This window comes from Caulobacter sp. GW821-FHT10E02 (genome assembly GCF_059415225.1).
In genome coordinates this window covers 939,841-960,672 of the sequence record NZ_JBWKMV010000001.1, presented here as the reverse complement: position 1 = coordinate 960,672, position 20,832 = coordinate 939,841, and the positions used below count along the sequence as shown (strand labels likewise).

Sequence of the window (20,832 nt, the reverse complement as noted above, 5' to 3'; positions counted from 1 at the left end):
CGTCCGCCGCCCCTTAGGGCGGACTTCCCCCTGCCGGGGAAAGATGGATCGTGCCGCCGCCGTTGGCCGCCAGGCGCAAGGTGACGGTGTCGGTCTTCTTCAGCGCGGCGCGCTGGGTCTTGCCGATGTCGGTGGACTTTAGCCCGTCCTGCCAGACGTCGGCCTTGAACTGGCCCTCGCCCAGGAACGCCAGCGGCACCTGGACCGTACGGCCGGCTTCGTTGGTCATTGCGCCGACGAACCAGTCCTTGCCCTTGCGGCGGGCCAGCACGACGTAGTCGCCGATGTCGCCGGCGATGAACCGGGTCTCGTCCCAGTCGGCGGGCACGGCCTTGATGAAGTCGAAGCCCGCCGCGTCCTTGTACATTTCCGGCCCGTCGGCCACGCTCTGCAGCGGGCTCTCATAGACCACGAACATCGCGATCTGCTGGCCGCGGGTCGTCTGCACCATCGGCTGGGGCCAGCGGAAGGTGAAGTCCTTCGGCGCCACGTTGCGGAAGCCGCCGGGCGTGTAGTCGATCGGCCCCAGGACCATCCGCGTGAACGGGATGGTCACGTTGTGGCGGGAGTCGATCGCGTTGCTCCACTTGTTGTACTCCGCGCCCATGACCCCTTCCTGGGTCATGAAGTTCGGATAGGTGCGGTTGAGGCCCGTCGGGTGATAGGCCGCGTGCATGTCCACCATCATGTGGCGCTTGGCGGTCTCCTCCACGACGCGGTGGAAGAAGTCGACCATGTCCTGGTCGTCGCGGTCCATGAAGTCGATCTTGACGCCCCTCACGCCCCACTTGGCGTAGAGGTCCAGCGCCTCGGTCAGCTTGGGATTCAACAGGTCCCACTGCACCCACAGCAGGATGTCGACCTTCTTGCCGGCCGCGTAGCGGACCAGTTCCGGCATATCCAGATTGGGCTTGGTGCGCAGGATGTCGGCGTTGCTGAGATTGGTCGGGTCGTAGACCGGGCGGAAGCTCCAGCCCTCGTCCAGCAGCAGGTACGGGAAGCCGGACTCTGCGGCGAAGTCGATGAAGCGCTTGATCGATTCCATCGACATGCCCGGACCGACCGGCGGGGCCGGATGCGGGTCGGACCACCAGTCCCACGCGGCCTTGCCGGCCTTGACCCAGGACATGTCCTGCGCCGGCGGCGGGTTGAGGTTGCCGATCAGGTTGGACGGGATCAGGTCGCCGGCCCGATCGGCCAGCATCACCACCCGCCAAGGGGTTTCCATCGTCCCCTTGCGCAGGTCGCGGATCACGGCCAGGCGGCGGTTGTCGTAGCGTAGCGACAGCTGGGCGGCCATGCCCAGGCCGCCGTCGATGCGGCCCTTCAGATAGAGGCCCGAATAGTCCTTCAGGTCGGCCTCGGCCAACATGAAGGTGGTCTTGCCCGAGGTGCTCTTGCAGGTGAACGGCGGGTCGTAGAGGTGGTACCAGCGGATCGCCGAGGCCTTGACCGGCTCGTACTTGCCCTCGTGGCTCAGATCCATCCGGCCCTGGTTGTAGCCGGTGCAGCTGTAGTCGGCCGGGAAGTTGAACTGGGTCCGCTCGTTCATCAGCGAGACTGTCTCCAGCCCCTTCTGCTCGGGCAGCCGGTAGCGGAAGGCCGCGCCGTCGTCATAGGCGCGGAACACCACCTGCATCTGGCGGCCATCACCGCGTTCGGTGAGGCCGACGGTCAGCTCGTTGAAGTGGTCGCGGGCCGTCGAGGCCTTGGTCGCCACCAACTTGTGGGTCTCGTCGACCGACCGGCGGCCGGCGTCGGCGATGTCGAAGGTTCCGAAATTCTTGGCGTAGAGGATGTCCAGGCCCAGCGGCGAGTCCGAGATGATCGTCTCGGCCTTGCGCGTCACCGAATAGGTCGGCGGAGCGTCGCCCTTCGACTCCGCGATCTTGACGACGATCGAACCGTCGGGGGAGCGTAGCTCCAACGGCGCGGCCAGGGCGCTCGTCGCGCACGGCAGCACCACGGCCGCCAACAGCAGGGCTTTAAAGGGACTCATCACAGCCTTCCGTTTCCTCGCACCCAGCCGTGTTCGGCTTGAGCCATATCGGCGCTGCTTAGGTGGCGGCGCTCTAATTATCCGGTGAATCTTATTTATATGATTTTATAAGGCCGTCAAGTTGACCTAACGCCGTTCTGCCTTTCGCGCGACCTAAAACGACAATTTCTGGCGAGCCTGCGGAGGCCAGCCGAACCGGCCTCCGCGACGTGATCAGAGCGCGATCGGCCAGGCCGAGCCCAGGATGATCGAGCAGAAGTTCTGGCGCTGAAAATTATCCGGGTCCTTCAGGGCCAGGACGTCGGCCTTCACATTGCCGAATGTCGTGCCGGGCTTGTGGGCGATGCCTTCGGCGAAGTGCTCGATGATGCCTTCCTTGAAGTTCGCCTCGCGCGGATGGCAGGCGCAGACTTGGCGGCGGTGCTCGGGGCTGAAGGCGTGGAAGTCGATGCCCAGGACGTCCATCTCGACGCCGGCCGTGACCAGGGCGACGGTCGGGCGCATGTGCTCGGGCACGCCCGGCGTGGTGTGCAGGGCGATCGAGGCCCAGACGTCATCGACGTCGCGCTCGGGGATGTCGTAGGCGGCCAGGAAGTCGCGCGCGGCGTTGGCGCCGTCGACCTCGAAGCGCAGGTCCGGACTGGAATGGACCTTGGTCAGGCCGACATCGTGGAACATGGCCCCGATGTAGAGCAGCTCCGGATCGTAGCTCAGGCCGCGTCGATCGCCTGCCAGCACGCCCCACAGGAACACCCGGCGGCTGTGGTTGTAGAGCAGGTCGTCCTCGACATCGCGGACCAGCTGGGTCGCGGCCTTGGCCATGGCGCTATCGGGAATCCGCACGCCGGCGATGATCTCAGTCATGTCGTTCTCCAGAACCTCTCCGCCGTGCTTGGCGGCCTCAAGGTTCTGACGCTCGGGCGCGCGCGGGCCAACGACGCGGGTCCGTCGCTTCGCGACAACGACACGTCGATTGCGGACAGCCCTGATTGCTCTATGCCGGGAGCCATGCCGACCCAGACCATCGCCCTGGTGATCCACGACGGCGTCCAGGCCCTGGACGTCGCCGGCCCCGCCGACGTCTTCGCCGAAACCAACCGGTTCATCCCGGCGAGCGACGCCTATGAGCTGCTGCTGATCGCGCCCACGCCGGCGCCGCTGCGCACCTCGAACGGCACGCGGATCCTACCCGACCGGACGTTGGACGAGACGCGGGATGGCGACCACGCCGTGGCGCTGGTGGCTGGCGGCCCTACCCTGCCCGACGCCGACAACGACGCCGCGCTGTCGGACTGGCTACGAGCGCAGGCCGGCCGAGGCGGCGTCATTGGCTCGGTCTGCACCGGGGCCTTTTGCCTTGGCCACGCCGGCCTGCTGGACGGCCGCCAGGTCACCACCCACTGGCAGGACGCCGAGCGGTTGGCGGCGCTGTTCCCGGCTGCGCGGGTCGAGAAGGATCGGATTTTCGTCTGGGACGGCGACCTTGTGACCTCGGCCGGCGTCACTGCAGGCATTGATCTGGCCTTGGCCATCGTCGCGCGTCGGCAAGGCGCGGACGTCGCCCTTTCCGTGGCCAAGCGGCTGGTCGTGGTGGCTCAACGCCAAGGCGGCCAGTCGCAGTTCAGCCCGTTCCTGACCACGGTCGCTGAGCCGTCCTCACCCGTCGGCCGCGCTCAGGCCTACCTGATGGCGCATCTGGCGGCCCGCCCGTCGGTCACGGCCCTGGCCGAGGTGGCGAGCGTCAGCCCGCGCAACCTCTCGCGCCTGTTCCTGGCCGAGACCGGGATCACGCCAGCGGAGTTCATCAACCGCGCCCGCATCGACCGGGCCCGGAATCTGTTGGAAGCCGGCGACCAGCCCCTGAAGGCCATCGCCTATGACTGCGGCTTCGGGACGCCCGACCGCATGCGCCTGGTGTTCGAGCGCCGCCTTGGCCTGTCACCGAGCCAATATCGGCGACAGTTCGGACCAGCGTAGGGAGCGCATCCGGCGCGACCGGATGCGCTCCCCATAGTGGCTAGCGGGCGCTCGGTGTCAGCTGGTTGGCGAAGAACAGGCTGTTGATCAGCAGCCGCTCGGTGCCCAGCCAGTACTTGCGGTGAGCCGGATCGTCGGCGAACAGCACGAGGTTACCCTCGCCCACGCGCGCCACCTGAGCCCAGACCGTGCCCGCCGCCTGCTTGCGCAGGGCCTCAGGCAGGTAGCCGTTGACCACCGGCTGGGCGTCGATGCGCACCACGTTCGAGAAGGCGTCGGCCACCGGCTTGAGAGTGACGTCCGTCTCCTTGTTCACGAACAGCGCCCGCTCGCTGAGGCCGAAGGCCAGCGGGTGGGTGATGTCAGCATCCGCCGACAAGGCGTTGCCGGAGCTGCGCTTTTCGGCCAGGGCGTCACGTCTGGCCGAGAAGTCCTGACGTTCGTCCGGCTTGGCCGCATCGGCCTTGGCGGTGTCGGCCTCGGCCGCCTTGGGCGCGGGACCGGTCAGGTTCTTGGACACCGCCCACTTGGAAGCCGTCCCGAAGGTGACCAGCGAGCCGCCGGCCTGGACCCAGCGACGCAGGGCCGCGACCGTCTCGTCGCTCCAGTCATCATAGCGGCCGCCGGCCAGGACGATGCTGGTGTAGTCGCCCAGCGGGACGCGGCGCAGCTGGGCCGGATCGAGCTTGGTCGCCGGCCAGCCCAGGCGTTCGCTGAGCGAATACCAGGTCGAACCGATTTCGGTGGCGTTGATCCCCTCGCCCATCACCAAGGCGATCTTGGGCTTGCGGATGGGCCTCACGCTCTCGCTGCCCAGGTCGACGCCCGACAGGCTCTTGCCCGAGGTCAGGGCGTAGGCCGGCACGCCGGCCGCCCGCGCGGCCTTGCCGACATCGGCCCGCAGGTCGGCGGCGGAGACGCTCTGACCGGCCGTGGTCACGATCAGGGTCCCGCGCGCAAAGTTCGTCTGGCCGCCCTGGACGCCGGCCGAGAACGGTTCGAACGCGACCCGCACCTTGACGTCGTCGCCCAGCAGCGCCGCCAGCGCCTTGGGCGCGTTCAGGTCGCGCCAGTCGATGGCGTAGGCATAGGCCGTCTCAGGCCCAACCACGCCGCCGGCGGCCACGGGCGGCGCCGTCACCACCGCGCCCAGCGCCGGCGCCTTGGCCAGTCGTCCGACGCTCAGGTCATAGGCCGGCGCGATGGCGTAGGAGGTGCTGCCATAGACCCCGCCCTTGGTCGGCGGCGTCGGCTCGAAGATCGAGTGGACAAGCCGGAATTGCGGCTGGGCCGACGGCACGATCCACGCGCTGCCCGGCGCGTAGGTCTTGCCGTCGATGGTCACCGGCGCGGCCAGGGCGTGGACCTCGATATGGTGCTGCAGCAGCAGGTCCAGGGTCTGGCGCGACAGGCCGACATTGGCCGGGTCGCCGAACACGAACGCCCCGACCTTGTAGCGGCGACCGTCCTCGACCGCCGACCGGAAGGTGTCGCGCTGGAGCTTGAACAGGCCCTCGCGCTCGGTCACCGCGCCACGCACCGAGGCCAGGCCCGTGGCGACCTGGTTGCGGATCGTGAACCCGAAGGTCACCGGACCGCTGGCCGTGTCCTGGACGAGGCCGCGCGAGCTGGCCTGCTCGACCGTGACGCCGACGCCGCCGTGGAAGTCGGGATAGGTCGAACCATAGACGGCCGAGAAATTGTCGTAGTTCTCGCCCGTGTAGTAGAGCGAGCCCAGGTCATCCAGGGCCTTGGCGTGGTACTTGGCCAGCACCTTGTTGAAGGCGTACGAGGCCTTGGGCAGCAGCGGGCTTTCCATGCTCTCGGGAGAGGGCTCGAAGTAGTAGGTGCTGCCCGATCCCATCTCGTGGAAGTCGATCTGGACGTTGGGCCGCCAGCGCTGAAACACCGCCAGCTTGGCGCGCGTCTCGTTCTGGGTGATCGCCAGCCAGTCGCGGTTCAGGTCGGTGAAGTAGTGGTTGGTGCGCCCCATCGGGAACGGCTCGACATGTTCCTTGTCGAGCGGATCGGCCACCGGCGGGTTGCTCTTCCAGGCATTGTGCCAGTTGGCGGCGCGGTCGCGACCGTCCGGGTTCTGGGCCGGGTCGATCAGGATGACCGACTTGTCGAGCCAGTCCTGGACCTCCGCCGAGCGGTTGGCGACCAGGTAGTAGGCCGTCAGCAGCGCGGCCTCGCCGCTGGACGTCTCGTTGCCGTGGACGCCGTAATAGAGGCCGACCACGACTGGCGTTTTGGCCGGATCGGGCGCGGCGGCGTTGGGATCGGCCAGGGCCGCGTGCGCCTTCTGGATGTCGTCGATCCGCGCCTGGTTGGTCGGCGAGGTCACCAGCACGGCCAGCAGCGCCCTGCCCTCATAGGTCTTGCCGATCTCCTGGACGGTGATCCGGTCGGACAACCGATCCAGTTCCTTGAAGTAGGCCACGACCTGATCGTGACGGGTGTACTGCGTTCCGATGGCGTAGCCGAGGAAGGCTTCCGGCGTCGGGATGGCCGGGTCGAAATCGGCCGCTCCCGCCTTGGGGAAGTAATAGCTGACTGGCTCGGCCGACGCGGTGACCGGCGCGGCCAGGACGCTGACAGACAGGCTCGCGGCGAGCAACGCCGCCGGCGCGGCGCTGCGGATCCAGGTTTTGATGGACATGATGCTTACTTTCTCAAGAACCGAGATCAGAGGCTGAAGTCGAAACCGACCTGGAAGTAGCGACCACGCAGGTCGTACTGGCTGAAGTCGTAGGGCGCGCGGATGCCGGGGAAGTTGGCGTCATGCGGCGGGGCCTCGTTGAACAGGTTCTCGACCTTGGCGTAGATCGTGAACCGCTTGAAGCCGGAATAGCCAAGGTAGGCGTCGACCTGGTCATAGGCGTCGACGCGGCTCTGGTTGGCCACGGTCGGGATTAGGTCGTAACCACTGGTGTGGTACCAGGTCAGGTTGGCGTCGAAGTCGGCGATGTTCCAGCCCAGGCGCGTGGTGGCCTTGTCGGCCGGCAGCACCGCGCCGCGGTTGTTGCCCGCATAGTTGACCAGCGCCCCGCCCGGCGTGACCGGCCGGCGATAGTCGTAGACGTGGGTGTAGGCGGTCGAGACGGTGAAGTCGCCGAAGCGCTCGGTCGGCAGCTTCTGGCTGATCTCGATGTCCAGGCCTGACGTCGAGAGCTCGGTCAGGTTCTGATAGCGGTTGTAGACCGCCACCAGCTTGCCGCGCGCGTCGCGGATCACGTCGGCGGGGTTGTTGCCCTGCACGATCGAGGTCGAGTTGCCGGTGCCGATCAGGTTGTCGAGCTTGATCTTGTACCAGTCGAAGCTGATCAGGCTGCCGCGACGCGGGGTCAGGACCAGGCCGACATTGAACGAGCGCGTGCGCTCCGGCTTCAGGGCCGTATTGCCGACCGTGAAGAAGGTCGGGCTCTGGCGCGAGTTGGGCAGGTCCGGATCGAACGGGTCGACCACCGTGCCGTACGAGATGTTGGTCGAGGACGCGTTCTCCGACAGCGACGGTGCGCGGAAGCCGCGCGACGCCGAGGCCCGCAGGGTCACGATCTCGTTCGGGCGCCAGCGCAGGCCGGCCTTGGGCGAGAAGGCGCTGCCGAAGTCGCTGTAGTGGTCGCCGCGACCGGCCACCTGCAGGTCCAGGGTCGAAAGCAGCGGGATATTGGCCTCAACATAGCCGGCGACCACCTCGCGCTCGCCGTCGACGGCGGCGATGGCAGGACGGATCTGCAGGCCCTGGTCGATCTGCACCGGATTGCGCGAGACCAGAGACTCCTTGCGGTACTCGACGCCCGCCGCGTAGCCCACGGGACCGGCCGGCAGGTTGAACAGCTCGCCCGAGATCTTGAAGTCGGCGCCGTGCAGCTTGGACTCGGCGGGACGCACGGTGCTGAGCCGGATCGCGTCCAGCACGGCCTTGGGCGTGGCGCCGGGGTCGCGCAGGTTCAGCGAGCCGTCGGCCAGGGCCGTGGCCAGCGCCCAGCGGTTGGCGAAGCCGGCCGCGACGGTCTCCTTCTCGTTGCTGGCCGAAGCGTAGGCCGTGGCCTCCCAGTCGAAGTGCTCGGTCTTGCCGCGCACGCCGCCCAGCACGCGATAGGCCTTGGAGATGTTGGTCTTCAGCGACTGGCCCAGGTCGAAGAAGGTGTACTCGATCGGCGTGGCCACGCCGTACGGGTTGTAAGGGCTGTTGGCCGCCAGGACGTTGGAGACCGGCTCGGCCAGGCCCGTCGTGGCGTTGAGCGCGAAGCGGCCCCCCTCCAGCGTGAAGTACGGGCTGGAGCCGAAGATCGAGACGCCCTTGATGTAGCTGTAGACCGCCTCGCCGAAGAGCTCGACATTGTCGCCGACCCGGGCCGTGCCACTGACATAGCCCTGGTAGCGATCGGTCGAGGGGATCAGAGTCGTATAGGGCGCCAGGTTGATGGCGCAGGTCTCGCCCGACAGGCCGTCGATCGGCGCGCTGGCGGTGCGGACCATGCCCTTGGGGCAGTTGCCGGCCGAGTCGAGGATCGGCACCGAGACGCCGTTGACCAGATAGCGCGCGCCCTTGGCGCTCCAGCCGTTCCAGCGCCCGCCCGGCAGGCCGCTATAGATGCCCGACTTGGTCAGGTCGCGCTGGTCCTGGTCAAGACGGTCGCGGGTGTAGACCTCGGCGCTGAAGAGGACGTTGTAGCGGTCCTTGTCGATGTCGCCGAAGCCGCCGACCAGCTTGCCGCGCCAGGTGGTCAGGCCGCCCTCGTCCGACGTGCCGTAGCTGGCGCCGCCCTCCAGGCCCTGGAAGTTCTGGCGGGTGATGATGTTGACCACGCCGGCGACGGCGTCCGAGCCGTAGATGGCCGAGGCGCCGTCCTTCAGCACTTCCATCCGCTGCACGGCCACCAGCGGCAGGGCGTTCAGGTTGACGAAGGTGTCCGACAGGCCGTTGGCCGGGAAGCCGTAGTTGGCGACGCGGCGGCCGTTCAGCAGCACCAGGGTGTTCTTCTGCGACAGGCCCCGCAGGCCGATGCCGGCTGAGCCCGACGCCCAGCCGCTGTTGCTGGTCTCGTTGGCCGCGTTGCCGGTGTTGGCCGAGATCGAGCGCAGCAGGTCGGCGACCGTCACCTTGCCCGAGGTCTTGACCTCCTCCTGGCCGATCACCTGGACGGGGTTGAAGCCCTTGGCCGCGGCGGTGCGGATGTTGGTGCCCGTGACGACCAGGTCCTCGACCACAGTCTGGGCCGTGTCGGAGGGCGCGGCGACCTGCGCCTGGACGATGACCGGCGCGGCCGTCGAGGCGAGCAGCGCCAGGAGCGCGAGTTTGGAATGCGACATGGACCAAGAACCCCAGCTAGAAAATCACTGGAGCTGCCTTAGGGGCTCACCCGCCGCATTCACGCCTTAGTTTTTCTGGGCTCGTTGAGAGGCGATCCAGTCGGCGGATTTCCTCACGAACACCCTTTCTTGACTACGATTTCCCATATCGCGCCACCCCAGAGCCGAGCTCCGGTCGGATTAGTTTATATATTTCTAGTATTTCGGTATACTTTAAACCATCCGACGCCGTCGAACGCCCGGCGTCGACTCCGCGCCGATCCCCTCGCGACCGACATCCGGCCCGCGATATCAAATCAGATAGATTTAGTAGGGATTGAGATTTTTTGACGCCCGATCCCGCCCACAGGATTTCTGGCTTAAGCCGAATTCCGGGCGCCCCTAAGGTCAAGGTGTGAAGCGGCCCCGCTTCTGCCCCATCCGGGCATTTCCTAGCTTGCTCGCCCGGCATCGCGCCGGGCTTTCTTTTGAGCGAAGGTAGGACGCCGGGAACAAGGCCCAGTAAATCAAACGCGAGCGTATCGTGACCGACCTAGCCGTCCTCTACGAACACCCCAAGTGGTTCGAGCCCCTGTTCAGCGTGCTGAGCGCCCGGGGTATCGACTTCCAGGCCCTGAAGCCGGATGGCGATTTCGATCCGCAGGTCCCCGCCCCGCCGGCCAAGCTGATCTTCAACCGCATCGCCATGTCGTCGTTCCTGCGCGACGCCGAGCATCCGATCTTCTGGGCCCAGTCGCTGTTCGCCCAGTGGGAGCAGGCCGGCGCGCGGGTGCTGAACGGCACGTCCGCCCTCGCCTACGACACCTCCAAGGCCCGGCAGCTGGCCCTGATCGCCTCGCTGGGCCTGGGCGCGCCCAAGACCCGCGTCGTGCGCCGCGCCGCCGACCTGGAAGCCGCCGCCGAGAACATCGGCTATCCGCTGCTGGTCAAGGCCAACATCGGCGGCGCCGGCGCCGGCATCAGCCGCTTCGACAGCCGCGACGAACTGCGCGCCGCCAAGGCCGACGGCCTGCTGCCGACCAGCGTCGACAGCGTCCTGCTGGTCCAGGAATACATCCCTGCCCGCGACGGCGCGATCACCCGGATCGAGACCCTGGACCGCGAATATCTCTACGCCATCCGCGTCGAGGGCGCCGGCGCGTTCGACCTGTGCCCCGCCGACGCCTGCCAGATCCCCGGCCAGCCGATCCCGATGACCTCGGTCGATCTCGGCCCCGAACTGCGCGACGCCGCCGAGGCCATCGCTCGCGGCGCCAATCTCGACGTCGGCGGTGTCGAGGTGATGATCGACGATCGCGACGGCTCGGCGCGGTTCTACGATATCAACGGACTGTCCAACTTCGTCGCCAATCCGCTGGGGGTGCTGGGCTGGGACCCGCACGAGCGGCTGGTCGACAAGATCGTCACCTGGCTCGAGGAGGTGCGCTGATGCGCTATGGCTATTGGATGCCCGTCTTCGGCGGCTGGCTGCGCAACGTGCCCGACGAGAATATGTCGGCGACCTGGGACTACGCCAAGCGCCTGACCCAGAACTCGGAGAAGTGGGGTTATGACCTCACCCTGATCGCCGAGCTGAATCTCAACGACATCAAGGGTGTCGAGCAGCCGGCCCTGGACGCTTGGTCGACGGCGGCGGCCCTGGCGGCGGTCACCGAGAGTATCGAGTTCATGGTCGCGGTGCGGCCCAACTTCCACCAGCCGGCCCTGTTCGCCAAGGCCGCGGCCAATATCGACCAGATTTCCGGCGGGCGCCTGGCGCTGAACGTCGTGTCCAGTTGGTGGGCCGACGAGGCCAAGCAGTACGGCCTGCAGTTCGACCAGCACGACGATCGCTACGCCCGCACCAGCGAGTGGCTGAAGGTCGTCGATGGCCTGTGGACCGAGGAGCGCTTCAGCTTCGAGGGCAAGTTCTACAAGACCGAAGACGCGATCTGCTCGCCCAAGCCCGTCAAGCATCCGACGATCTATGCCGGCGGCGAGAGCGAGGCGGCCAAGACCATGATCGCCACCCAGTGCGACGCCTATGTCATGCACGGCGATCCGGTCGAGGTCATCGCGCCCAAGATCGCCGACATGAAGGCCCGCCGCGAGGCCGTCGGCGGCCCGCCGATGCAGTTCGGCATGGCAGCCTACGCCATCGTCCGCGACAGCGAGGCCGAAGCCAAGCGCGAGCTGGAGCGGATCACCACGGTGAGCGAGCTGCCGGCCGGCTACGCCAACTTCGACCAATGGCTCTCGGGCACCCAGCTCGAACGCGAGATGAAGCTCCAGGAATATTCGGTCTCCAACCGCGGCCTGCGCCCTAACCTGGTCGGCACGCCCGAACAGCTGAAGGAACGCATCGCCGAGTACGAGGCCGCGGGCCTGGACCTCCTCCTCCTGCAGATGAGCCCGCAGGCCGAGGAGATGGAACGCTTCGCCAAGCAGGTGATGGGCACGGCCTAGGCCCAGAGGGCCGACGTCACTGGCGTCGGCCCAGCCACCTCGCGACATTCAGCACGTAGCGGTGCGTGTCGGCCAGAGCCTGGGGCTCGTGCGCCATGCCGTCGCCGGGAACTTCGGACACGAAGCTCGGCGAGCCCATGGCCAAGTCCCAGTTGTAGTCGACGAAGTGGTGGAAGGTGCTCTGGGCGATGGCCCGGCCGGTCGCTCCCTCCCGCTCGAAGGCGACAGCGAGGTTGAAGCCCCGGCCGGTGGTGTGGCTCTGGCCCGTGGCGATGACTCGAGCGTCCGGCGGCGCGATCACCGCACCTTCGTGCGGGTGGGCCGGCAGGTAGCGCAGCGCGCCGGTCGGCGAGGTCGGGTCGGCTAGCACCGGATGCAGCGGCTCCAGCGGATGGATCGCCTGGTAGTCGCCATTGGCCCCGGAACGGTAGTTGGGCCAGGAGATCGCCTGTGTCTCCTCGTCGTCGCGGACGTGGCGGCTGGCGTCGGGCTCCTGGTTCTTGCTGTGGAAGCAGTGCGCCGCCCCGACCCCGCCCAGGGTGCAGACCGACGAACCCAGGTCCATGTGGTCGCGCGCGACCACCAGGCCGCCGCCGCGCTCGCGGAAACGCGAGATCGCCTCGCAGTCCTCGTCGGTCAGGCCGTCGCCGACATCCACCGCCATCAGCCACAGTTGGTCGAAGTCGCTCTCGTCCAGGCGCGACAGCACCGGATCGGGCGCGCCCAGCGGTCCCCGGTCCCGCGCCTCGACAGCGTAGAGCGGCCGGCCGTCGTCACCGACCGCGCCGGCCAGCAGGTCGCGCAGCAGGCTGAAGCGGGCAATTGACCAGTCGTCGTCCGCCGGCGGAATGGTGGTCTGCAGGAGAACCCGCACAGGCCCGGTGTTCATCGACGCGTCCCTTCGTCATCGCGGCGGGTCGCCCCCGCCGCATGGTCACATGTTCGGATAGTTGGGCCCGTCGCCGCCCTGCGGCGGGGTCCAGGTGATGTTCTGCGACGGATCCTTGATATCGCAGGTCTTGCAGTGGACGCAGTTCTGGAAGTTGACCTGGAACCTGGGGTTCCGGCCTTCCGCGTCATAGAGCACTTCGTAGACACCCGCCGGGCAGTAGCGCTGGGCCGGCTCGCCGTACTTGGGCAGGTTGACCGCGATCGGGATCGACTGGTCGGTCAGCCTTAGATGGACCGGCTGGTCGTCCTCGTGGTGGGTGGCCGACAGGAAAACGCTGGACGGCTTGTCGAACGACAGGACCCCGTCCGGCTTGGGATAGGCGATCGGCCGGTGGTCGGCGGCCAGGCCCGTCTCCTGGGCGTCGTTCTTGCGGTGCTTCATCGTGCCGAAGAACGAGAAGCCGCTGAAGCGGGTGGTGAACATCTCGATCAGTCCCAGGGCGTTGCCGAAGATCGTGCCGTACTTCGACCACAGCGGCTTGACGTTTCTGACCGTGTGCAGCTCGCGCCAGACGCGGGAGCGCTCATAGGCCTCCTCGTACTCGACCAGCGCATCGCCGGCGCGTCCTGCCCCGATCGCGGCGAAGGCGGCCTCGGCGGCCAGCATGCCGCTCTTCATGGCGTTGTGGCTGCCCTTGATCCTGGGGAAGTTCAGGAAACCGGCCGCGTCGCCCAGCAGCACCCCGCCCGGAAAATAGAGCTTGGGCGTCGACTGGAAGCCGCCCTCGATGACCGCGCGCGCGCCGTAGGCGATGCGCTTGCCGCCCTTCAGGTGCCTGGCGATGGTCGGATGGTGCTTGACCCGCTGGAACTCGTCGAACGGCGACAGCCAGGGGTTCGCGTAGTCCAGATGGACGATGAAGCCGAACGACACGTAACGATCACCGAAGTGGTACATGAAACTGCCGCCGCCGGTCTTGTCGTCCAGCGGCCAGCCCAGGGTGTGCTGCACGAAGCCCGGCCTGAAGACCTCCTCGGGCACCTGCCACAGCTCCTTCAGGCCGATGCCGTACTTCTGTGGCTGGCTGTTCCGGGCCAGGTCGAAACGCTCGATGATTTGCTTGGCCAGCGAGCCGCGCGCGCCCTCGCCGATCATCACGTACTTACCGTGCAGCTCGACGCCCGGCTGGTAGGCGGGTCCCGGCGTCCCGTCGCGCTCCAGGCCGAAGACCCCCGCGACCACGCCCCTCACGCCGCCGTTGGCGTCGAGAACCAGCTCCGAAGCGGCCATGCCGGGATAGATCTCGACGCCCAGGGCTTCGGCCTGTCCCGCCAGCCAGCGACAGAGGTTGCCCAGCGAGGCGATGTAATTGCCGTCGTTGTGGACGTAGGGCGGCATCAGCCACATCGGGATCTGGAACGACAGCTTTCGGCCCAGCAACAGGAAGCGGTCGGAAGCGACGGGCGTCTCCAGCGGCGCGCCGATCGTCTTCCAGTCGGGGAACAGTTCGTTGAGGCTGACCGGGTCGACGATGGCGCCCGACAGGATGTGGGCGCCGACCTCCGAGCCCTTCTCCAGCACCGCCACCGACACCTCGGTCCCGGCGGCCTTGGCCAGCTGTTTCAGGCGGATGGCGGCGGAGAGGCCCGATGGCCCGGCCCCGACGATGACCACGTCATAGACCATCGTCTCGCGCTGCGGCGTTTGATCCGTGGGCATGGACCCCTCCTCCTGGCCGGACACCGGCCTCAGCGCGCCGTCGCGGCGTCTTCGATCAGGGCGGCGATCTTGTCGGGGTGCGAGACCATCAAGGCGTGCGAGCCGCCCTCGACGGCGATGGCCTTCCGGGCCTTGGCGCGGTCGGCCATGAAGCGCTCGGCCTCGGCCGGGATGTTGCGGTCGGCCGTGCCGTAGATCACGTAGGACGGCAGGCGCTTCCACGAGGCTGTGGTCGCCGCTTCGGACAGGGCGGCCTTGGTCACCGGGCGCTGGGTGGCGGCCATCAGGACCCCGGCGGCTGGCGAGACGTCGGCGGCGAACTGGGCGTGGAACTTGGCCGACTGGATGTAGAAGTCCTCGCCGCCATCCGGCAGGGCCACCGACTTCAGCGCGCCGCCCAGGGTGCTGCCCGGGAACTTGCCCGACAGGGTGAAGGCCGACTCCCCGGCTTCCGGCAGGAAGGCGGCGACGAAGACCAGGGCCGAGACATTGGCCTTGCCGGCGGCGGCCTCGTTGATGACCTCGCCGCCGTACGAGTGACCGACCAACACGACCGGGCCCTGGATCGAATTGACCAGGGCCGACAGGGCGGCGGCGTCGCCGCTCAGGCTGCGCAGCGGGTTGGCGGCGGCGACGACCGGATAGCCGTCGCGGCTGAGCTTGCTGACCACGGCGTTCCAGCCCGAGGCGTCGGCGAAGGCGCCGTGCACCAGCACGATGGTCGGCTTGGACGTCTCAGCCTGGGCGGCCGAGGCGGTGAGGACGGCGGCCAGGGACAGGGCCTTCAGGACATTGCGCATCGGGGTCTCCGTGGGGGCCGGAAGCGGCCCGTCCCCAGGAGGATGCGTTTTCGCCCCGGCCCGGCCTATCTCGCGGAAGGACCTGCGCGCCCTGTCCCAAGGTCTAGGCGCCGACCTCCGATGGCGTGGGTCGCGAGGGCCAAAGCCGCCGCCAGCCGCGATGCGCTTCGGGCTGATAGGCCAGGCGGGCCGGCGTCGTCAGGCTGATGTCCGTGCCCTTCCCCACCCGGCTCTCGATGGTCAGGGTCCCGCCGATCCGCGCCGCGCGTTCGCGCATGCCGACCAGCCCGAAGTGGCCCTTCTTCTCGCCGTCGCGCAGCACCGCCTCGTCGAGACCCACGCCATCGTCGTGGATCAGCAGCCGCAGCTCGTCCGGCGCGAAGCAAATCTCGATCTCGACCGCGCTGGCCCGCGCGTGGCGGATAATGTTCGACAACGCCTCGCCGACGATGCGGCCGACCTCGGCCCCGACCAGGGTGTCGACCGGGCGCGGCCGACCCTCCACGACGATCCGCACGGGAATGGGCGGATCGAAGCCCGTGCCCTTCACCAGCGTCTCGATCAGTCCGTGCAGGTCCGAGGCGTCTTCCGACAGGCGCAGGTCGCGTACACGGTCGCGGCCCTCGACCATCACGTCGTCGGCGCGCTTGAGCGTCGCCTCCAGCTGCTGGCGGGTCGGATCCTGCTCGGGCAGGCGCTCGGCGGCCGACTGGAAGCGCAGGATCAGGCCCTGGACGCTCTGCAGCAGGGTGTCGTGCAGCTCGCGGGCGATGCGTTCGCGCTCGCCCAGTCGCTCTTCCAGCAGACGGCGGATGTTCTGGGCCACCTGGGCCATGCGCAGGTTGTAAACCAGCCACAGGACCGCCGCGCCCAAAGCGGCGCACAGCGCCAGGAACCATGCCGACTGGGTGAAGGCCGGCGGGATCTCGAAGGAGACGCTGGCGCCGGTGTTGTTCCACACCCCGTCGTTGTTGGCCGCCGCCACCTGGAAGCGGTACTTGCCCGGCGGCAGGTTCGTATAGAAGGCCTGCCGACGATCGCCGGCCTCGACCCAGTCCTTGTCGAAGCCCTCCAACCGATAGCGAAAGCGGACCCGCTCGGGGACCACCAGGCTGAGGGCCGCATAGTCGATCTGGATATTGGCGACGCGCTCCGGCAGGGTCAGCTGGCGCGGGTCGCGGTGCAGGACGCCGTCGGCGCTGACCGCGCTGATCGCCACCGGCGGGACCAGAGTGTTGCGGCGGATACGGGCCGGGTCCAGCCAGACGGTCCCGGCGTCGGTGCTGATCCAGAGACGGCCGTCGCCGCCGCGCACGATGGTCTTCCAGCCCTGGTTGGCGACCCGGTCGGGCAGGCCGTCGTCGAAGTCCAGCTTCAGGGTCGGCGGCGTGAAGCTCTTGTCGGCGAAGGCCCGGTCGAAGTCCTTGGCCGAGAAACGGGTGATGGCGGTCTGGGCGGCCGTCCAGATCTCACCGCTGGGCATCTGGACGATGCCGTTGACGCCGCGGATGGCCGGGAAGCGCTTGATCGACAGCGCCTCGAACGAACCCGGCGCGATGCGGGCCAGGCCGAACGTCCCGGCGGCCAAGGTGCGCGGCCCGCCGGCGTCCAGGGTCCGCGTCTGCGGTCTTGCGCCGCCGTAGTCGATCTTGGCTCGCTCCAGCCGAGGCGCGTCGAGCCAGGCCACCGCGTCCTCCGACCACTGGATGACCAGCCGGCCTTTCGGATCGACGCTCATGGCCTGGGGATGCAGGCCTTTCTCCGCGCGATACATCGTCTCCCAAAGTCCAGCACGATAGCGATAGAGCCCGCTCTCGGCGGCCGTGAACCAGACATCGCCGTGACGGTCGAAGGCGCAGTCGTAGAAGCCGGTTTCGGCGGGCGGATGCGGGATGCGGCGATCCGTGACGCCGTTCTTCCAGGTCAGGACGTGGTCGGTGAAGGCGATCCACAGCGTCCCGTCCGGCGCCTCGCACATCGCCTCGGGCTCGGGCGTATTCTTCAGGATCGGCTGGGGCTGACCGCCCGGCGCGACGCGGTAGACCGTGCTGGCCTCGGCGACATAGACCGCCCCGTCGGACGCCACATGCAGGATGTCGCCATAGGCGGCGGGCTGGGTCAGGGTCGGCTCGACGACGATGTTGGCCGCCCGGAACTTGTCGAGCCCACGCGAGGTCGAGACCCAGACATTGCCCTCCCGGTCCTCGAAGACCCCGGCCGTGATGTTCGAGCTGAGGCCGTCGGCCGTGGTGAACCGCTCCACGCGTTCGGCCGCCGACTTGGACGGCGCACCACGCGGATCCGGCGCGGGCACACGCTGGACGCCCAGGCTCCGGCTGGCGATCCAGAGATTGCCGTCGCGATCGAACGCGGCGCGTCCGGCGGTCGCGCCGCCCTGGACCGCATACGGCAGTCCCGTCATCGGAGACGGCCCAACGCCGTTTGGCCCCGTGAGGGCGCGAGCGCCGCTCTTGTCCATCAGCCAGACGCGGCCAGCGGCATCCAGGACCAGCCCCTTGCCTGCGCCATCCGCCTTGCTGATCACCGTCTCGAACCGCTTCGCCCCCGGCGCTAAGCGGACGACAGCGGTCTGGTACGAAACCCAGATCGCCCCGTCCTGCGTGGCCACCATGCCGCCCAGCTGGCTGCGCGGCAGGCCGGCCTCGTCGCCGTAGAGGGTCCACTGGCCCTTGGCGTAGCGCATCAGCCCGCCGCCTACGCCGCCGATCGCCGCCCAGATCGCGCCGTCAGGGCTCTGGGCCAGGCGCGTGACCATCCCCTTGGGTTCGGGCGATGGGACAAGCTTCAAGACGCCCTGGCGATAGACCGCGAAGCGGTTCGAGCGCGAGAACGCCGTCCAGACATCGCCATTGGCGGCTACCAGCAGCGTCGTCGGCGAGCCATGGACCTCGGACGTCGCGCCCTCGATAGGGACCTTCTCGAAGCGGACGCCGTCGAACCGGTAGAGGTTCACCGAGGCGGTGACCCACAGGAAGCCGTCCTTGCCCTGGGCGACCTGGAACACCGGGGCCGGGGCGCCGGTCTCGAAGGTCCATTCGCTGTGCTTGTGCTGGACTAGGGTGCGGGCGGGATCGAGCGCCAGGGCGGGCGTCGATAGCGCACAGGCGATCGCGAAGGCCAGCGCCACGCGGTGTCCCCAGATCGATCCGGATTGCGATTTCAAGCAGCGCCCCTGCCCGCTGCGCGCCCCCGCCGAGCGCTGGCGAACGCCATCCTTCCACAAGAACGGCGTTCGCGCTTGTCTCCTGGCGCCCGGTTTTGCGGTGCGCCTAGAGCAGGGTCATGCCGCCATCGACCTTCAGATTGACGCCGGTGATGAAGCTCGACGCCTCCGACGCCAGGAACAGCGCCGCCTTCGCCACCTCCTCCGGCCGGCCCAGGCGTCCCAGCGGGATGCGTTCGGCCATGCTTGCCTCGAAGGCCGCGCGCTGGTCGGGGGCCACGCCCAGCTTCTCCAGGATCTCGGTGTCGGTCGGACCGGGGCTGAGCAGGTTCACGCGGATGCCGCGCCCCTTCAGCTCCAGCGCCCAGATGCGGGCGAAGGCGGCCAAGGCGGCCTTGGAGCCGGCATAGGCGGCGTGGCCGTCCAGCGCCTTTTCGCTGGCGATCGAGCCGGTCAGGATGATCGCCCCGCCGTCGCGCAGCAACGGCTCGACCTTCTGCACGCCGAAGAACACCCCACGGGCGTTGACCGCGAACTGGGCGTCGTACTCGGCCTCTGAGACCCGCGGCGACGGCGTGATCGTGTTGATCCCGGCATTGGCCATGTAGATATCCAGCCCGCCGAAGCGCGAGCGCACGGCATCGGCCACCGCCTCGTGGTGACCGAGGTCGGCGACGTCGCCGACCATGCCAGAGGCTTTCGGGCCGATCTCGGCGACGGCCGCCTTTACCACCTCGGCGCGGCGGCCGGTGACGATCACGTTCGCGCCCTCGGCGGCGAAGAGCTTGGCCGACGCTAGGCCAATGCCGCTGGCGCCGCCGGTGATCACGGCGACCTTGCCGTCCAGGATATTCATTTTAGGGCCTCCAGGGCTGTTGCTTCGTGTTGCGACACCCCAGATGGCCTTTGATCCGAGCTCCTATAACTCGGCCCGTTGGCACATCACCTATTCCACGATGGATCAGATGCTGGATCCCCTCGACAACGCCGCCGGCCTGGCCGCCTTCATCAACACGGTCGAGACCGGCTCCTTCAGCGCCGCCGCGCGCCTGGCCGGGACGACGCCGTCGTCGGTGTCCAAGAGCGTGGCGCGGCTGGAGCGGCGGCTGGGAGTGCGCCTGTTCACCCGCTCGACGCGCACCCTCACCCTGACCGTCGAGGGGGCGGCCTATTTCGAGCGCGTCACGCCGCTGCTGCGCGCCCTGGCCGAGGCCCAGGACGTGGTTCAATCGACCGCCGAGGGCCGGCTGCGGGTCTCGCTGCCCACCGACCTGGGCCGCCTGCTGCTGGACCCGCTGACCCGCATCTTCATGCAACGGCATCCGGGTGTGCGGCTGGAACTGGACATGACCGACCGCCGCGTCGACGTGGTCCGCGAGGGCTACGACCTGGCCGTCCGCGCCGGGGAGGTGCAGGACACCGATCTGATCGCCCGGCCGCTGGGCTCCGCGCCGCTGGTGCTGATCGCCTCGCCAGAGCACCTGGATCGCCACGGCCGCCCGGAGACGATCGCGCAACTCGCGACGGCGCGGCACGTCCGCTATCGGCTGGGCGGCCGTCCCTATCCCATCACCTTTGCGGACGGGAGGTCGCTGTCGCCGGAGGGCGTGCTGGACTGCGACTCCGGCTTCGCGCTGCGGGCCGCGGCGGTGAACGGGGTCGGCATCGCCCAGTTGCTGCGCTGGACGGTGGACGAGGACATTCGGGCCGGCCGCCTGGAGATCGTCATGCCCCACGCGCCCCTGCCGGTCGTGCCGCTACGGATCCTGCACGCCTACGGCCGCTTCCAACCGCTGCGGGCGCGGCTGTTCTCCGACTTCGTGGCCGAACAGTTCCAGGGGCTGGCGCGCTAGACCTCGCCGGGTCCGATCCTGTCCGCAGGTATAGGGTCGCCCTGCCCTTCATCCAAATCGATCCCCGGCCCGGCCGCTCGTACCGTCCTCATCGAACAGCGACGGAACTTGCGCCATGCAGCCAGCAACCGACTTCACCCCCTCGGCTACGGCCGGCCGCACGCGGGTGCTGACCGGGCTCCTGACCGAAGCCCTCGACGAGCTCTCGCTCGACCAGACCGCCACCCGCACCAAGATCGCCACGGCCTTGCAAATGGTCGGCGGCGCGCCGGAACGGGCCATGCACACCGGCGGCTTCGCGCCCTGGCAGATCAAGCGGCTGGAGGCCCACATCGAGGGCGGCCTGGAGGGCCAGCTTCGGGTCGAGGAACTGGCGGGCGTGGTGCGGGTCAGCCGCAGCCACTTCTCGCGCGCCTTCAAGAAGGCGTTCGACCAGCCCTTCTCACGCTATGTCATGGTGCTGCGGCTGGAGCGCGCGCGGGGAATGCTGGCCGGCACCGACCGGCCGATCAGCGAGATCGCCCTGGCCTGCGGCCTGGCCGACCAGTCACACCTGACACGCCTGTTCCACCGCCAGTACGGCGCGCCCCCGAACGCCTGGCGCCGCGCCCATGGCCGCTCGAATCTGGCCCGGACGGCTTGAA

The 20,832-nt window shown here is 68.3% G+C and carries 14 protein-coding genes; 5 read left to right on the top strand and 9 right to left on the bottom strand.

Annotation, left to right across the window (positions count from 1 at the left end; genetic code table 11):
* Positions 1–13: 13 nt before the first annotated feature.
* Both AC07NI_RS04340 and AC07NI_RS04335 read right to left on the bottom strand, forming a co-directional pair.
* Positions 14–1,999, bottom strand: a complete 1,986-nt coding sequence (locus AC07NI_RS04340; RefSeq protein ID WP_494616450.1) for a glycoside hydrolase family 97 protein — start codon at positions 1,997–1,999, stop codon at positions 14–16.
* A gap of 213 nt (positions 2,000–2,212) precedes the next feature.
* On the bottom strand, positions 2,213–2,863 hold the full coding sequence (locus tag AC07NI_RS04335; RefSeq protein WP_494616448.1) for an HD domain-containing protein: 651 nt from the start codon (positions 2,861–2,863) through the stop codon (positions 2,213–2,215).
* Between the two features lie 144 nt (positions 2,864–3,007).
* Between AC07NI_RS04335 and AC07NI_RS04330 the strand changes: the two genes are divergently transcribed.
* A complete protein-coding gene (locus tag AC07NI_RS04330; RefSeq protein WP_494616447.1) occupies positions 3,008–3,976 on the top strand; it encodes a GlxA family transcriptional regulator in 969 nt (322 codons plus the stop codon).
* A 40-nt stretch (positions 3,977–4,016) separates the two neighbouring features.
* On the opposite strand, the gene AC07NI_RS04325 is transcribed toward AC07NI_RS04330, so the two are convergent.
* Both AC07NI_RS04325 and AC07NI_RS04320 read right to left on the bottom strand, forming a co-directional pair.
* On the bottom strand, positions 4,017–6,638 hold the full coding sequence (locus AC07NI_RS04325; RefSeq protein WP_494616446.1) for a M14 family zinc carboxypeptidase: 2,622 nt from the start codon (positions 6,636–6,638) through the stop codon (positions 4,017–4,019).
* A 26-nt stretch (positions 6,639–6,664) separates the two neighbouring features.
* Positions 6,665–9,295 (bottom strand): TonB-dependent receptor plug domain-containing protein, encoded by a 2,631-nt coding sequence (locus AC07NI_RS04320; protein ID WP_494616445.1) that lies wholly within the window; start codon positions 9,293–9,295, stop codon positions 6,665–6,667.
* 523 nt (positions 9,296–9,818) lie between these two features.
* On the opposite strand from AC07NI_RS04320, the gene AC07NI_RS04315 reads away from it, so the two are divergent.
* Together AC07NI_RS04315 and AC07NI_RS04310 are read left to right on the top strand one after the other, a co-directional pair.
* Positions 9,819–10,724 carry an ATP-grasp domain-containing protein gene (locus AC07NI_RS04315; RefSeq protein ID WP_494616444.1) on the top strand — a complete coding sequence of 302 codons (906 nt, stop codon included), beginning with the start codon at positions 9,819–9,821 and terminating at the stop codon, positions 10,722–10,724.
* Positions 10,724–11,740 (top strand): LLM class flavin-dependent oxidoreductase, encoded by a 1,017-nt coding sequence (locus AC07NI_RS04310; protein ID WP_494616443.1) that lies wholly within the window; start codon positions 10,724–10,726, stop codon positions 11,738–11,740. Before AC07NI_RS04315 ends, AC07NI_RS04310 begins: the two co-directional genes overlap by 1 nt.
* A gap of 16 nt (positions 11,741–11,756) precedes the next feature.
* On the opposite strand, the gene AC07NI_RS04305 is transcribed toward AC07NI_RS04310, so the two are convergent.
* The 5 genes from AC07NI_RS04305 to AC07NI_RS04285 all read right to left on the bottom strand — a co-directional run bounded on the left by AC07NI_RS04305 (position 11,757) and on the right by AC07NI_RS04285 (position 19,191).
* Entirely contained in the window at positions 11,757–12,629 is an 873-nt protein-coding gene (locus tag AC07NI_RS04305) for a hypothetical protein (protein WP_494616442.1), read from the bottom strand.
* Positions 12,630–12,674: 45 nt separating this feature from the next.
* Complete coding sequence (locus AC07NI_RS04300) at positions 12,675–14,351, bottom strand: electron transfer flavoprotein-ubiquinone oxidoreductase (protein WP_494616440.1); 1,677 nt, start codon at positions 14,349–14,351, stop codon at positions 12,675–12,677.
* A gap of 29 nt (positions 14,352–14,380) precedes the next feature.
* A complete protein-coding gene (locus AC07NI_RS04295; protein WP_494616439.1) occupies positions 14,381–15,151 on the bottom strand; it encodes an alpha/beta fold hydrolase in 771 nt (256 codons plus the stop codon).
* 103 nt (positions 15,152–15,254) lie between these two features.
* Positions 15,255–18,299, bottom strand: a complete 3,045-nt coding sequence (locus tag AC07NI_RS04290) for a sensor histidine kinase (protein ID WP_494616438.1) — start codon at positions 18,297–18,299, stop codon at positions 15,255–15,257.
* Positions 18,300–18,441: 142 nt separating this feature from the next.
* Positions 18,442–19,191 carry an SDR family NAD(P)-dependent oxidoreductase gene (locus tag AC07NI_RS04285; protein WP_494616437.1) on the bottom strand — a complete coding sequence of 250 codons (750 nt, stop codon included), beginning with the start codon at positions 19,189–19,191 and terminating at the stop codon, positions 18,442–18,444.
* Between the two features lie 43 nt (positions 19,192–19,234).
* Between AC07NI_RS04285 and AC07NI_RS04280 the strand changes: the two genes are divergently transcribed.
* Both AC07NI_RS04280 and AC07NI_RS04275 read left to right on the top strand, forming a co-directional pair.
* Positions 19,235–20,188 carry a LysR family transcriptional regulator gene (locus AC07NI_RS04280; RefSeq protein WP_494616436.1) on the top strand — a complete coding sequence of 318 codons (954 nt, stop codon included), beginning with the start codon at positions 19,235–19,237 and terminating at the stop codon, positions 20,186–20,188.
* A 115-nt stretch (positions 20,189–20,303) separates the two neighbouring features.
* The gene (locus tag AC07NI_RS04275) at positions 20,304–20,831 is read left to right on the top strand and encodes a helix-turn-helix domain-containing protein (RefSeq protein ID WP_494616435.1); all 528 of its coding nucleotides are present in this window, start codon (positions 20,304–20,306) and stop codon (positions 20,829–20,831) included.
* The last annotated feature ends 1 nt before the right edge of the window (position 20,832 follow it).